Genomic DNA, 14,678 nt, shown 5'->3' with positions numbered 1-14,678 from the left:
ATATAGTGACGCGTGGAGTTAATATTATGTATGCGGTTATAAAAACCGGTGGCAAGCAGTATCGTATCAAAGTCGGAGAGAAACTGAAAGTTGAACGGCTTGATGCTGAGGAAGGTAACGAGCTTGTCATAGATCAGGTACTAATGATCGCCGATGGCGATAATGTTTCAATGGGAAAGCCTCTGTTAGAAGGAGCAAAAGTGAACGCTACAGTACTGGGGCAGGGTAGACATGACAAAATTCGCATTTTTAAAATGCGTCGCCGCAAACATTATCAAAAACATCAGGGGCATCGGCAAAATTATACGGAGATACAGATTACTGGTATCACAGGTTAAAGTTCAGGAGTAATATACAATGGCACATAAGAAAGCGGGCGGCAGTTCAAGAAACGGGCGCGATTCTGAATCCAAACGATTAGGTGTAAAACGATTTGGTGGTGAATTGATCTCTGCCGGTTCCATTATTGTCAGACAACGTGGCACGAAATTTCATCCGGGTGTGAATGTGGGTCTGGGCAAGGATCATACTTTATTCGCTAAAGTAAACGGAAAAGTCAGTTTTGGTATCAGAGGTGCGATGAAGCGCAAGGTTGTTGACATCATTCCAGTATAAGTCAATAAAAACTAGAATTATTATTTCTGTTAAAGCCCTGTCTTTGTGATAGGGCTTTTTTTATTTGTAACTTTTCAGGCCGCCATTTGGATGGTTCAGTAACAGTTTTATGAAATTTATAGACGAAGCGACGATACAAGTGCATGCCGGCAAGGGTGGGGACGGCGTAGCCAGTTTCCGCCGGGAAAAATTTATTCCCAAGGGGGGACCCGACGGTGGAGATGGCGGCAGTGGCGGCAGTATTTATGCCATGGCGGATCGTAATATCAATACTTTGATTGATTACCGGTTTGCGCGGGTGTATCGCGCAAAGAACGGACAGAATGGGCGCGGTTCAGATTGTTACGGAAAAGGTGCGGATGATATCGTGCTACGTATGCCTGTTGGCACAGTTGTTAAAAACATCCATACCGGCAAGGTGGTTGCTGATCTTACCCGGCATCAGCAAAAGGTGCTGCTGGCCAAGGGCGGTGCAGGCGGTCTGGGGAATCTGCACTTTAAGTCCAGCACCAACCGAACGCCACGCCAGTTTACATATGGTGAAGCAGGACAGGAATGTGAACTAAAGTTAGAGCTCAAAGTTCTGGCTGATGTAGGGTTGCTGGGCATGCCGAATGCCGGCAAATCGACATTGATTCGGGCCGTGTCGGCGGCGCGTCCCAAGGTGGCGGATTATCCCTTTACCACCCTGAGGCCCAATCTCGGCGTCGTACGGATTGATCATAACCGCAGCTTTGTCATGGCTGATATACCCGGTTTGATTGAGGGTGCAGCGGAGGGTGCGGGTCTCGGTCATCGCTTTCTGAGGCATTTGTCACGCACCCTTCTGTTGCTACATGTGGTCGATATGGCGCCATTGGATGAAGCCGTGGATAGTGTGCATGAGGCACATGCCCTGATCGATGAATTACGTAAATACGATGCTGCATTGCTTGCCAAGCCGCGCTGGCTGATTCTGAACAAAATCGATATGTTACCCGAAAACCAGCGCCATTCTGCCTGCAAGGCGTTTGTTCAAAAATTGAACTGGACAGGCCGATATTTTATGTTGTCAGCGCTGACCGGAGAGGGATGCCGGCAAATGACTTACGCGCTTATGGATTATCTTGAACAACACCAGTCATCGGCTAGTGACTAACAAACAGCCATGGTGGATTTGTATACATTCTGATCATGTTGAATACAGCACGGCGTATCGTTACCAAAGTAGGCAGCAGTCTGGTCACCAATCAGGGAAAGGGACTTGATCATGCCGCTTTAAGGGGGTGGGCTAAGCAGGTTGCGCGGCTTAAACACATGGGTAAGGAAATCGTGCTGGTCTCTTCGGGCGCGATAGCCGAAGGCATGCAGCGTTTAGGCTGGAACGCGCGACCAACAGCATTATATGAGCTGCAGGCAGCGGCTGCCGTCGGCCAGATGGGGCTTGCGGAGGCGTATGCAGCCTGTTTTGATCAATTCGAACTGAAGACGGCGCAAATTTTGCTGACGCATGGTGACCTGTCAAATCGTGAGCGTTATCTGAATGCACGCTCTACACTGACGACATTGCTTAAGCTGGATATCATTCCTGTTATTAATGAAAACGATACCATAGTCACCGATGAGATCCGTTTTGGTGACAACGATACACTGGCAGCGCTGGTAACTAACCTGATTGAAGCTGATACCCTGGTAATACTGACCGACCAGGCTGGCTTGTATACCAGTGATCCGCGTAGGAATCATGATGCGGAAATGCTGTCTGAAGTAAGCGTAGCCGATCCTGCGCTTTTGAAAATGGCCGGTGGTATAGGCAGCAGTATAGGCAGCGGTGGGATGTTGACCAAGGTCATGGCGGCCAAGCGTGCAGCGCGCAGTGGAGCGCATACAATTATTGCATCTGGTCACGAACAAGATGTACTGGTACGCCTGGCTCATGGCGAAGCAATCGGTACACGCCTGAAGGCGACAATTCCTGTACTGGCGGCAAGAAAACAGTGGCTCGCCGATTATTTACAGGTACGTGGCACAGTTACACTGGATCATGGTGCGGTCAATGCACTGGTGATTGATGGAAAGAGCTTGTTGCCAATCGGTGTGACAGGTGTCGCCGGCGATTTTGAGCGTGGTGAAGCGGTTGCATGTCTAACTCCGGAGGGTAGAGAAGTGGCCCGTGGATTGATTAATTATAATGTGGTGGAAACACGGAAAATTATGGGCAAAGCCAGTACACATATCGAGACCATACTGGGGTATGTGGATGAAGCGGAACTGATTCACCGCAATAATCTGGCATTGCTTTAATTGAAATAATCTCAGACTTTGTCTGAAACACGTGAGTCATGATCAAACCATTGGATAAAAGTCAGAACCGGATCGCAGCAATTGACTGGATGCGCGGTATCGTTATGATATTGATGGCGCTGGATCATGCGTCGAGTTTTTTTAACGAAGGGCGGCTGTTTACTGATTCGGTGTTGCTGCATGAAAGCGGGGACAGCTTGGCAACCGGACAGTTTCTGACTCGCTGGATTACACATATCTGCGCACCCACTTTTATCTTTCTGACAGGGACTTCTGTAGCTGTCAGTCATGCGCAGCGTCTGCAGCAAGGAATGTCGCAAGCTAAAATTGACCGTGACTTACTGATACGGGGTGCCTTCATAGCGCTACTCGATATTTTCGTTTTGTCGCTGGCTTCAGGAAAGCCTGTGCTGCAGGTTTTGTATGCTATCGGTATCAGCATGATATTAATGGTATGGATAAGCCGGGTACGTGCTTGGATTGTTGGTTTTGTGGCGATGGTTATTCTGGCTGGCAGCGAGTGGTTGCTAAGCATGCTTTGGGAACCTGGCGGTGATGTGTCGTTTTGGCTGGCACTGACTTTTGTGCCAGATTTTAGCGATACTTATTCTGTTCTATATCCCGTCGTACCCTGGCTTGCCATGATGATGCTGGGTTGGGTGTTTGGTGTATGGCTGGTGTCGAAACCGCTGGATCAATTACCCGTCAAACGATTGCTACTGGTATATGGTCTGGGTGCTTTGGTGATATTTTTTGTAATCCGCGGACTAGACGGTTATGGCAACATGTTTATGTGGCTTGAAGGTGGTTCCGTCGTACAATGGCTGCATGTCAGCAAATACCCACCCAGCCTCTCCTATACTTTGCTGGAATTGGGGTTGATGGCAATCATACTGGCCATTTTAATATGGTTCGAACCCATTATCGGCACACGCCAAAACGGCATTGTTCAGGTGTTCGGACAGACAGCGCTGTTTTTTTACCTCGCACATTTTGCTATTCTGGCGCTGCTCAGGTTAGTTTTTGATCGTGGTGGTCTTGAAACAACCTATTTGATGACGGTTTTGGCTCTGCTGATGCTTTATCCAGTTTGCAGGGTTTATCGCCAGATCAAATGGAAAAACCCAAGAAGCATATTGCGTTATATGTGATTCCGGGTTTAGACTGCTGATGGGTTATCGTGTTTTTAAATCAACATCATGACAATTAACAAGATACTGATCGTCGACGATTCTCCCACGGAGCGGCATCTGCTCTCCGGCATTTTAACCAGGCAAGGTTATCAGGTGATTATGGCGGAAGATGGCGAGCAGGCGATTGTCAAAGCAAAAGCAGAGCATCCCGATCTCGTGCTGATGGATGTGGTAATGCCCGGAATCAACGGCTTTCAGGCAACACGAATGTTTATAAAAGACCAGATACTGCAACATATTCCAGTCATCATTTGTAGCACAAAGGGACAGGAAATCGATAAAATCTGGGGGTTGCGTCAGGGTGCCAGAGATTACATCGCCAAACCCGTTGTGGCATCGGAATTGTTGCAGAAAATATCCCGGCTGAGCTAGTACTCTATCAATATCATATTGATAGAATACTAAATGATGGCATGACAATAAAAGATAATCAACACGGTGGAGAAAATGTGACGAATACTGATGCTGCCGAACTGTCTGCAATGGTGCTTGGTTTGTTAATCGGCGAGGCGCGCTATCTTGTGCATATGAGAGAAATTGGTGAGGTGATTCAGGTGCCTGAAGTTGTCCCTGTGCCGTATACACAGCTTTGGTTCCTTGGTTTAATCAATGCACACGGGAATATTTACGGCGTCACCAATCTGGGTACGTACCTCAGCGGCGAATCGGAGCCATTAGGTTTGAAATCGCGTATTTTACTGATTGCAACCAGTCAAAAAATCAATTGTGGATTTGTTGTGCCTAATCTGCTGGGCATTCGTAATTTGTCAGAATTCGAGTTGGAACACACTGCCGATGGAGAGCTGCGAAATGGGGTCACGCATATTTACCGGGACAGGGAAGACAGGCAGTGGTACGCGCTTGATCTGGGATCGCTTATTCGAGAAAAACGCTTCCTGCAGATTGGTCGCTAAATGTTTCCAGTAACTGGGCAACGCGAGTAATGTGCTTTTGTATCGATAACTTTAATTCAATGTATCAATAGGTCGCGTATGTCAATTTCACAATCCAGCGCCAGAGACAAAGCCAAGATACTGGCAGAGGCATTGCCATATATCCAGCGTTTTCACGGCAAAACCATTGTCGTCAAATACGGCGGCAATGCAATGGTTGAAGAAAATCTCAAACAGGGTTTCGCGCGCGATGTCGTGCTGCTGAAACTGGTTGGCATGAATCCAGTGATCATTCACGGCGGCGGTCCGCAAATCGATCTTATGCTCAAGCGCGTGGGCAAACAGGGGGAATTTATTCAGGGCATGCGGGTTACCGATGCAGAAACCATGGATGTGGTGGAAATGGTGCTGGGTGGGTCGGTCAATAAGGATATTGTCAACCTGATCAATCGCCATGGCGGTAAAGCGGTTGGTTTGACAGGGAAGGACGGTGCTTTTATTCGTGCTAAAAAAATGCTTGTAAAAGACCGCGATAAGATTGGGGAGTGGATCAGTATTGGCCAAGTCGGTGAAATTGAGTCTGTCGATCCTTCACTGATTACCCTGCTTGACAGTCAGGATTTTATTCCGGTGATTGCTCCGATCGGTGTTGGTGAGAACGGCGAATCGTATAACATCAACGCCGATCTCGTGGCGGGTAAGCTGGCCGAGATTCTGCGTGCCGAGAAACTGATATTGTTGACCAACACGCCAGGCGTTCTTGATAAGAACGGGCAACTGCTGACGGGGCTGTCTGCGCAGCGTGTCGACGAATTGTTTGCAGACGGTACCATTTCCGGCGGCATGCTGCCGAAAATTGGTTCTGCTTTGGATGCGGTCAAAAAAGGCGTCAAGTCATGCCATATTATAGACGGCCGCGTAGAACACGCACTCCTGCTCGAGATTCTGACAGATCAGGGCGTCGGCACCCTGATCCGTGATTTGTGACCGGTTACTCGCAACAGTGGATACAGGCAGGGAATCACAATTACAGTGATATTACGGTTTGCTGGATAAATGTTTTTCAACAGCTTTTAAAATCCCGCGCAGTATATTAAGTTCCTCTTTCTCCAGCCGGGCACGTGCGTACAACCGGCGAAGGCGTTGCATCAGTTTCTTGGGTTGCTGCGGATTAAGAAAATCAACCCGGATCATGATCTGTTCAAGGTGATGGTAGAATAATTCTATTTCGTTCAGCGTAGCCGGTTCCGTCTGCTTCGGTTTGACAGGTTTGGCCTGCATTAGCGCCATGCGCAGCTCATACGCCATGACTTGCACGGCACTGGCCAGATTGAGCGAAGGGTAATCCGGGTTGGTTGGGATAACAATCTTCACAGAACATTTGCTGACTTCGACAGCTGTCAGCCCCGATGTCTCCGCTCCGAACACGAGTGCAACCGGGTGGTGCTGGGCATTTTTCAGCAAAATTTCCGCCCCGACGCGCGCATCGTAGGTTTCATGCTCGAGTTCGCGTGACCGTGAAGTTAATGCTGCCGCAAATACTGTATCTTCCAACGCTTCGTCGATGGTGTTGAATACTCTGGCCCGACCGAGTAAGTCGCGGGCGCTGACCGCGCGAATGTCTGCCTCTTTATCAGGAAAAGACACAGGGTTAACCAGATACAGCGAGCGCAGACCCATAGTTTTCATTGCTCGCGCCGCCGCGCCAATATTGCCAGCATGGCTTGTATGGCTGAGCACGATACGTATATTGTCTAGAGGAGATGCGTTCATTTTGCTGCCGATGATAAGGAATGAACAAGCATTGTTCAAGCAAAACCGTTTTGCAGCAGCGTTGGTCTGATAGTTACGCTATGTTCGAAAGGAGTATTTGTGTTTTCAGCCAAGTGACAAGTTGGCTAACAAGTTGGCTATAATGGACTGTGGGTACAAATTGAACACGCCGATATGAATTCCAGAGTTATGCTGGCTGCTGCATCTTGACTGTTGCCGAGATTTCTTTTAACCAATTGTTTAGGTTCATATACTTGTGACCGGACTTTTTTGGAATATTCAGCACAGTACCTGGTGCCGTGGTCCTGAAGGTTTACAATGATCTTATGACAATGACCGGGTTAGATACAAAGTTTTGAAATCAGGTAGCCCTCTAAAATTGACATAATGGTCTCGGAACACTTGTGCATTTTAGAATTATTAATTTGCAATAGGTTTTCAATACTATCAACAACACTGTCATTAGCAGTGATCATTTTGCTTTGGATGACTGCGCATACAGACGATCAAATTCAGTGAACATCTGTCATGCCAAAACTGTCTGCTGATACTAATAAACACGATAACTACGCAATTTGATAGGAATGATTACTTCAACACATATCTCTACTGCCAGTGAGATTGAAATCACTGCCTGGTTTGAATCAATTGCGGCACGGTTCTCATCCGATGAACAGGCTGCGATCAAGACTGCACTGAATTATGTTTCGCAATACTATGACAGGCAATGTCTTTCAACGGGTGAACCGGTAATGCAGCATATACTTGGAGCGGCATCGATATTGGTCACGTTGAAAGTCGATACGGATACCCTGATCGCAGGGATATTGCATGTGCTGCCGAATTATCTGGATGAATGTGTCTTTCAACTGGAAAACGATTTTAACCCAACGGTCGTGCACCTGGTAGAAGGTGTCGCACGAATGGGACGCATCGGACATATCAAGACTCTGGGTGTCAAGGGTGATGTAGCCAAACAGATCTCGCAGGTCGAAACGCTGCGTAAAATGTTGCTGGCGATGGCGGAAGATATTCGTGTAGTCATTATTATGCTAGCCAGCCGAGCACAGACCATGCGCCATGTTGTTTCAATCGACATTTCCGGGCGTATGGATATTGCATTGAAAACAATGGATATTTTTGCACCGTTGGCCAATCGGCTTGGCCTGTGGCAAATCAAATGGGAACTGGAGGATTTATCGTTTCGCATACTCGACCCGACGCAATATAAAAAAATTGCACGCTTGCTTGAAGAAACGCGTGTCAGCCGAGAGCAGTATATTACATCAGTTGTCGCTGAACTGAAAAATGCGTTGTTGCAGGCCGGTATCCGTGCTGTAGTAAATGGCCGTCCCAAGCATATTTACAGTATCCATAAAAAAATGAAACGCAAAAATCTGGATTTTAACCAGATTTACGATGCCCGCGCGGTGCGTATTCTGGTGGAGGATGTTTCAGATTGTTATGCGGCATTAGGTATCGTGCACAGTCTGTGGATGCCCATTCCGAAAGAGTTTGATGATTATATTGCCAAACCCAAGAGCAATGGATACCGTTCACTGCATACCGCTGTCGCCGGCCTGGAAGGCAAAGTGGTGGAAATTCAGATCCGCACGCATGAAATGCACCGTTATTCAGAACTGGGTGTTGCCGCGCACTGGCGGTACAAGGAAGGATCAACCCGTGATGCGCGCTATGAGGAGAAAATCGCCTGGTTGCGGCAGATTCTTGAATGGAAAGACGATGTTTCAGGCGGTGATGAATTGGCCGAACATTTTAAGACCGCGTTATTCGAGGATTCAGTTTATGTGCTGACCCCGCAGGGTAATGTGGTTGCTTTACCGAAGGGTGCAACGCCACTGGATTTTGCTTATCATGTGCATACCGATCTGGGACACCGATGCCGTGGTGCGAAAGTCGATGGAACCATGGTGGCATTGAATTATCAGCTGCAGAATGCGCAGAAAGTGGAAATTTTGCCTGCCAAATCTGGTGGCCCAAGCCGCGACTGGTTGAATGATGCGCTGGGTTACCTCAAAAGCGCACGTGCACGAACCAAAGTCAGGCAATGGTTTAATCATCAGGCATTCAAAACAACTCTGGCACAGGGGCGCTCAATGGTGGAAAAAGTGCTGCAGCGTTACGGTGCAACAGCAATGAGCCTTGACAAGCTTGCTGCTCAGTTTGATTTTTCACGTACTAACGATTTTTTCGTAGCTGTCGCCAGGGGAGAAATCAGTCAGCGCATGCTTGAAACGGCGCTAACTGGTCGGAATTTGCCCCCCGCAACGCAACCAGATTCGTGGGTAGAAAAGAAAACAACGACGCGTTCGGTGTCGCAGCATGCATGCAATGATATTTACATCAGTGGTGTCGGCGGGCTGTTAACGGTGTTGGCAAAATGCTGTAAACCCGTCCCGCCTGATCCAATCGTCGGATTTGTAACCCGGCACGGACGTGGCATTTCCATACATCGCCAGAATTGCCTGAATATGCCGCAATTATTGCAAAAAAATTCTGACCGCAAGGTTGATGCGGTTTGGGGGACCATCAGTGACAGGGCATTTTCGGTAGATGTAGAAGTCAGGGCACACGACAGGCAATGGCTATTGCGCGATATTTCTGAAATTCTGTCGCGAGAGAGTGTAAACGCAACCGCGATGAATACCCAGACCAGCCGTGGAATGACAAACATTCAGCTGACCCTCGAAGTCAAGGAAATAAAGCAATTGAGCCGGGTGCTGATATTGGTGCAGGAACTTGCTGGTGTGACAGTGGCACGACGTAAAAACCAGTGAAAGCCCGGTTTGTGCAGGGCGAAATGAAGTGTCCTGCAATTAATAACCAAAGCGGCGCGGCTTTAAGCATGTGTTTTTTGGGTGAGAAAAAACTGCCTTATCGGTTATTTTGCACTGTCAGTTTTGTAAAAAACATGTTCTCCGATTTCGGAGGTTCTGATAAATTCCATGGACCAATCTGGCCTGGTATCGCGATGATGGAAAAATGTTGCGCCCTGCGTGCGATCTGTTAACTGCTGATTCAATGCTCTGCGAGCTATCTCTTTCGCAATTGTATAAGTTTCTTCGTCGGCTTCATCGGGACGTCCGTCGCACCACCATGAAAACTGACAGGAACCCTGTTCGTTACCTTGCTTGACCACGTTACAGATTGTGTTGGGAAAATCACCTTGGTTCAGTCTATTCATAACCACGCTGGCGATCGCTTCCATTTCTGTTGTCTGCTGGCCTCTGGCTTCCCAATAAATGGTGCGTGAAAGGCATGTGATCGCGTCATCCAGCGGTTCTTCACCATCCGGATCGACTGCCTGTGCTTCATGTTTCGCTATAGTTCTGAGCGTTGCAGAGGATGATGCCTGGTCATCAGTTACAGCTTTCTGTTCCAGGATTATTGCCTTGTTTTCAGCTCTTTCTGCGTTCTCTGAAGTTTCCATTGTGTCTGGCCGATCGCCGGCGGCCAATGCAGGACTAAACCAGAAGAACACTGCGACCAGGACACCCAAACTTTCGTGTTGCATATTTGATTTTTACGTATCGAGCAGAAACACAGACAGTCTTCTGAAATTGAACCAAGAAGATTTTGCTGTATCTCTGGTGCCGTTTGTCAATGACTGTTGGCGACGTTGGAAATTTTCCGGTTGCCGATTGTTCAGCGTTTTAAGATCGGTTTGCCGTCTTCATTGGCTATAATGATTTCGACTCTTCTGTTTTGTTGTCTGCCGGCTTCTGTCGTGTTAGGTGCGACAGGATAGGCTTCACCGAGACCAGCTACGCTGATACGGCGAGGACTAACACCGTGTCTTACCAATGAGCGCTGTACTGATTCGGCACGCTGCCTTGACAGTTTCTGATTGTATTCATTGCTGCCAACGCTGTCAGTAAAACCTTCAATCAACACAAATCGATTCGGGTAATTGTTGAGGTAATCTGCGATACGTGTGACAGTCATTTCGCCACCGGGTTGAAGTTCGGCACTGTTGAATGCAAAAAGAATATTTTCCAGTGTCATGATAATGCCGCGCTCAGTTTGCTCAGCTTTTAGGGCTTCAAGCTGGGAAGCAAGTTTCAGTGCCTCAATTTTGGCGTCTCTGAGTTCACTTGCTTTATTCTCAAGCATGAGTTGCTGACGCTTTTCTTTCGCCTGTTCGGTTTCCTGTTCAATTTGTTTCAGGCGATGCCGTTCTTCGGCAATTTCAGTATTTTTGATTGAAAGGAATGCATAATGGTCAACTAAGGTATGTGATTCGTTTTCATCCTGGAGTTTTCTTGCCTTTTCAAGTGCCTCTTTTGCATTCCCCATACGCTGCGCATCCGAATTCTGAATGCCTTCAATCATTAATGCTGATTTATATCTGTTTTCAGCATCAATCAAGGATTGGCTTGGCGGATTGCTGGCACATGAGATCAGAAATACAGACAATGGTAAAGTTAATAAACCAAGCTTGAAATTCATAATATCCTCCTGCTGTCTTTGGCTTTTCAAGACCATTTCATTGAAAATGCATTACTTTGGCCGCAATGGCTATTCATTCAATTCTTTTTCCAACGTTCTTAATCCCGTGTAAATTTCATCCAGCATTTCTTGTGCACGTGAACGAGTCGCTTTTGTTTCTGCTAACTCAGCATGTAATTCAGATTCTTTAAGTAATCGAAGTGCTTTTTTGCGTTTACCATCATTGTCCGCTTTTCGTGCATCTTCAAACTTTTTTTGCGCTTCATAAAGCTCTGCTCCTGCTACTTTACCAGCATGAAGATCCTCGGCTTCCTTGATTTGTTTTTGAACGCTGGCATAGCGGCTCTCGCTGACTGGTGTGCTTCCACAAGCTGCTAGCACAAGACATACCATGACTGTCGAAATATAGCTTGCCATGCCTGAAAATTGCTTTAATCCGTTGTCACTTGTATTCTGATTGATGCGAAAAAAATTCATCACAGTTTCTCCTCAGATGATTGACAAAATAGGTTTTTCAGCAAACTGATTCAGTAAATGACTGATCCTTCATTGATTTGTTTTTTGCGTTTCAGGTATTCTTCGCGGCTGATTATGCCGTCGCTGAATTCCCTCTCCAGTTCATCCAGTTGTCGCTTGTTTTGATACTCGTATGCACCACCGGCTGCGCCGGCGCCTACCAGCGCAGCACAGCCGGTGATGGTACAAAAAATTATCAGTATCAGCATTAATTCGAGTTTATTACTCATTTGGTTTCTCCTTTATGAGCAAAAATGCATGTTAAAACTGATTAAATATCGTTTAAGAACAGGCATATATATCCTATTGTCTACGATTGGTGATGTTCTGGCTACATAGAAAGCAATCCTTACTGTTTATATTAACCTATTACAGGTTGCATGAATTTGTAAAGAACATTGTAGCCGGTATTCTCGCTGGTTCTGATACTATGGCGGGTCATTTGCCTAATTTGATGTCTTTTATGTGGACTGATTCCAGTACATCTATTTTTTTGGCATTGATCATTTCATCCAGAATTTTTTTAATATCTGTAATACTGGCCTTTGATAGATTAATATCCAGTTCTACTGTAACTTCAACTTTCATTTGCTCTCCGTTTGATGTTTTTATTTCATTGTAATATCAACAGTCGTTTGCTAATTAGAATGGCAGACAGCTGCGATCTGTTGAAGACTGAAAAATTACCAATTCGGAACATTCATATAGCAAAATTGTGGACATGGCAAGCTTTGTTCCTTTTTCATCATGCAGATTGTAGACAGATTCCAGGTTGAATTCATACAATTGGTTTTACTTACCATATGAAAATGACTGCGGAAAAATGCCATGACATACAACAGCGACAATGTGAAAATGAAACGGCCTGAGTTGTATCTTAACCGATTGTGGTGTATGGGGAAAAAAGCTATTGCCTGGGGTTGTTTTGTTCTGGTAACAGTCACAGTACATGCGACTGAAAACAATTCAGCGCAGGATGAATCTCAAGATAAAGCGCGAGCGCTTGATGAATCAATCCGTTCGGTGACCTCGCATGTCCTGACAACGGAAACATCAGAGATTGTTTATTCAGCCACTGCAGCCTCGCTCACAGTGCATGACAGCCAGTCCCGAGCTGTTGGCAAAATTTTTTACGTGGCGTACAAGCAGGAAAACCTGAACGGAAAAGAACGTCCATTAACATTTGTATTCAATGGTGGTCCGGGCGCCGCTTCTGCTTATCTGCATCTAGGTGCTCTGGGCCCCAGGCGCGTTGTTTTTAACAAGGGTGGATCGGTTGCGCCTCCTCCGGCACGCATAGCGGATAATCCGGAAAGCTGGCTAGCTTTTACAGACCTTGTTTTCGTCGATCCTATTGGAACGGGATACAGCCGCAGGGTTGAACAGGCTGGGAGCAACGAGCGTGATTCCGATAAACGTTCTCCAGAATCAGGTTCTTCCGGCCAATCGCATTCACGTCAGCGAGTCTGGGGAGTTGAGGAAGACTCAGATATTTTGTCGCGGTTTATACGCAACTACCTGACAGAGGAGAGTCGCTGGTTATCTCCCGTTTACCTGGTAGGGGAGAGTTATGGTGGTTTCAGGGTTGCGCGCCTGTCCAGGCTGCTGCAATCCGAATTCGGTATTGCCCCAAGCGGAGTGACACTGATTTCACCAGTGCTGGATTTCGGTTTTCTACTGGGCAATGATCGCAGTCTCTGGCCATGGGTATCTCTGTTGCCAAGCTATGCTGCAGCTGCCGCTGTCCACCAGAAAAACGGACGGCTAATCGACTATCAGACAGACGATCCGCGCACTTCTCTTGCAGATGTAGAGCGTTTTGCAATGACTGGATATTTGTCCGGCCTGGCGGGTGGAGTCAACAGGCCGGACTGGATTGAACGGGCTGGCAACTTTGCGGGTTTGGGTCAGGATATTTTGTTGCGAAATCGCGGACGTGTGCGATCCGGTCGTTTTGTTAAAGCATTGCTTGCTGACAAGCGCCGGTTGCTGAGCTTGTATGATGCATCGATCACGCTGATCGATCCGAGACCAGACATACAATCTGATGTCGGACGGGATTTTTATCTCGATCAGCTCAATGTACCGCTGATATCTGCAATGAATCACTATATTCGTGAAAATTTAAATTTTAAAGTTGCTGTACCCTACCTGTTGCTGAACAAACAGGTATCCAGATCCTGGAACTGGCGTTCTGGAATTCATGGTCAGCAGGGTTTTGCAGAAGCGGTTTCGGATTTGAAGCAGGCAATGAGTATGAATCCCGATATGCAGGTAATGATTATGCATGGCGTATTTGATCTGGTAACGCCTTATTTCGCTTCTGCAATAATGATTAATCAGATGGCGCTGGATACACAACTGGTCGGTAATGTAAGACTCAGAGTCTACCATGGTGGACATATGCCTTATTTGCACAAACGTTCCCTTGGCGCCATGTTCAAGGATGCGCAGCAATTTTATCGCCAGGCGTTATAAATTTTTGATGAGATTATCATCAAACTGTGCGATCTCAACGAACGAACGCTATATGATTAACGGTGTTGATATAAGTGGCATTTTTGTCGATTGACCGGAGATTGTCCCACTAACCGTTTATTTGCAAAAATACAAGTTATTACCTGCAAGGCACGCCTTGCCGCACACTGACAAGCTCACTGAACCAGGCAGTAATATCAAGATTGAACCGTACTGGCCAATGTGTCGATTAAGGTTTATCCACTTCGTCAAAACAATTGCCATATAAATTGGTATAATCGGCACATTATTTAAAAAGTACCAAATCAATCTGGATTGCACTTTAAACGATTCAGTTTCTCAATTAACTCGCTGCCTGATTATTCGCAAACAATAATCGTCAATTAATTCTTAAGACAATATCTTACTTAAAACACTTCCGTTTAGCTACTTTCCTGTTTGGCGCTCATCCCAAAAA

At 46.6% G+C, this 14,678-nt stretch carries 16 protein-coding genes; 10 read left to right on the top strand and 6 right to left on the bottom strand.

Annotated features, from left to right (window positions below; all coding sequences use genetic code 11):
• The first annotated feature begins 26 nt into the window (after positions 1 to 26).
• The 8 genes from rplU to argB all read left to right on the top strand — a co-directional run bounded on the left by rplU (position 27) and on the right by argB (position 5,971).
• Positions 27 to 338, top strand: coding sequence for a 50S ribosomal protein L21 (gene rplU / locus BMY62_RS10575; protein WP_090659448.1), 312 nt, complete (start codon positions 27 to 29; stop codon positions 336 to 338).
• 19 nt (positions 339 to 357) lie between these two features.
• Positions 358 to 615 carry a 50S ribosomal protein L27 gene (gene rpmA, locus BMY62_RS10570; RefSeq protein ID WP_090659445.1) on the top strand — a complete coding sequence of 86 codons (258 nt, stop codon included), beginning with the start codon at positions 358 to 360 and terminating at the stop codon, positions 613 to 615.
• Between the two features lie 109 nt (positions 616 to 724).
• Positions 725 to 1,753, top strand: coding sequence for an Obg family GTPase CgtA (gene cgtA, locus BMY62_RS10565; protein WP_090659442.1), 1,029 nt, complete (start codon positions 725 to 727; stop codon positions 1,751 to 1,753).
• 35 nt (positions 1,754 to 1,788) lie between these two features.
• Entirely contained in the window at positions 1,789 to 2,898 is a 1,110-nt protein-coding gene (proB, locus tag BMY62_RS10560; RefSeq protein WP_090659439.1) for a glutamate 5-kinase, read from the top strand.
• A 38-nt stretch (positions 2,899 to 2,936) separates the two neighbouring features.
• Positions 2,937 to 4,049 carry an acetyltransferase domain-containing protein gene (locus tag BMY62_RS10555; protein WP_090659436.1) on the top strand — a complete coding sequence of 371 codons (1,113 nt, stop codon included), beginning with the start codon at positions 2,937 to 2,939 and terminating at the stop codon, positions 4,047 to 4,049.
• 48 nt (positions 4,050 to 4,097) lie between these two features.
• Entirely contained in the window at positions 4,098 to 4,463 is a 366-nt protein-coding gene (locus BMY62_RS10550) for a response regulator (protein ID WP_090659433.1), read from the top strand.
• Positions 4,464 to 4,504: 41 nt separating this feature from the next.
• On the top strand, positions 4,505 to 5,005 hold the full coding sequence (locus BMY62_RS10545; protein WP_090659430.1) for a chemotaxis protein CheW: 501 nt from the start codon (positions 4,505 to 4,507) through the stop codon (positions 5,003 to 5,005).
• Positions 5,006 to 5,083: 78 nt separating this feature from the next.
• Positions 5,084 to 5,971, top strand: coding sequence for an acetylglutamate kinase (argB, locus tag BMY62_RS10540; protein WP_090659427.1), 888 nt, complete (start codon positions 5,084 to 5,086; stop codon positions 5,969 to 5,971).
• Positions 5,972 to 6,022: 51 nt separating this feature from the next.
• Here argB and BMY62_RS10535 read toward each other — a convergent pair whose 3' ends face one another.
• The gene (locus tag BMY62_RS10535) at positions 6,023 to 6,757 is read right to left on the bottom strand and encodes an RNA methyltransferase (protein WP_090659425.1); all 735 of its coding nucleotides are present in this window, start codon (positions 6,755 to 6,757) and stop codon (positions 6,023 to 6,025) included.
• A gap of 584 nt (positions 6,758 to 7,341) precedes the next feature.
• Here BMY62_RS10535 and BMY62_RS10530 point away from each other — a divergent pair.
• Positions 7,342 to 9,555: a RelA/SpoT family protein gene (locus BMY62_RS10530; protein ID WP_090659423.1), complete on the top strand. Its 2,214-nt coding sequence runs from the start codon at positions 7,342 to 7,344 to the stop codon at positions 9,553 to 9,555.
• 104 nt (positions 9,556 to 9,659) lie between these two features.
• Here BMY62_RS10530 and BMY62_RS10525 read toward each other — a convergent pair whose 3' ends face one another.
• From BMY62_RS10525 to BMY62_RS16160, 5 genes are all read right to left on the bottom strand, one after another.
• Positions 9,660 to 10,292, bottom strand: coding sequence for a cell wall hydrolase (locus BMY62_RS10525; RefSeq protein ID WP_256207559.1), 633 nt, complete (start codon positions 10,290 to 10,292; stop codon positions 9,660 to 9,662).
• A 131-nt stretch (positions 10,293 to 10,423) separates the two neighbouring features.
• Positions 10,424 to 11,227: an OmpA family protein gene (locus BMY62_RS10520; RefSeq protein WP_177170359.1), complete on the bottom strand. Its 804-nt coding sequence runs from the start codon at positions 11,225 to 11,227 to the stop codon at positions 10,424 to 10,426.
• A 69-nt stretch (positions 11,228 to 11,296) separates the two neighbouring features.
• Positions 11,297 to 11,704, bottom strand: coding sequence for a DUF4398 domain-containing protein (locus BMY62_RS10515; RefSeq protein WP_090659417.1), 408 nt, complete (start codon positions 11,702 to 11,704; stop codon positions 11,297 to 11,299).
• A 50-nt stretch (positions 11,705 to 11,754) separates the two neighbouring features.
• A complete protein-coding gene (locus BMY62_RS10510; protein ID WP_090659414.1) occupies positions 11,755 to 11,973 on the bottom strand; it encodes a hypothetical protein in 219 nt (72 codons plus the stop codon).
• A gap of 208 nt (positions 11,974 to 12,181) precedes the next feature.
• The gene (locus tag BMY62_RS16160; RefSeq protein WP_177170358.1) at positions 12,182 to 12,331 is read right to left on the bottom strand and encodes a hypothetical protein; all 150 of its coding nucleotides are present in this window, start codon (positions 12,329 to 12,331) and stop codon (positions 12,182 to 12,184) included.
• Positions 12,332 to 12,571: 240 nt separating this feature from the next.
• On the opposite strand from BMY62_RS16160, the gene BMY62_RS10505 reads away from it, so the two are divergent.
• The gene (locus BMY62_RS10505; protein ID WP_090659411.1) at positions 12,572 to 14,221 is read left to right on the top strand and encodes a S10 family peptidase; all 1,650 of its coding nucleotides are present in this window, start codon (positions 12,572 to 12,574) and stop codon (positions 14,219 to 14,221) included.
• Positions 14,222 to 14,678: the final 457 nt, after the last annotated feature.

It is taken from the genome of Nitrosomonas marina (assembly GCF_900111605.1).
Classification (GTDB): Bacteria; Pseudomonadota; Gammaproteobacteria; order Burkholderiales; family Nitrosomonadaceae; genus Nitrosomonas; species Nitrosomonas marina_A.
Note: the sequence above shows the minus strand (reverse complement) of the source record. Positions and strands in the feature narration are given on the sequence as shown.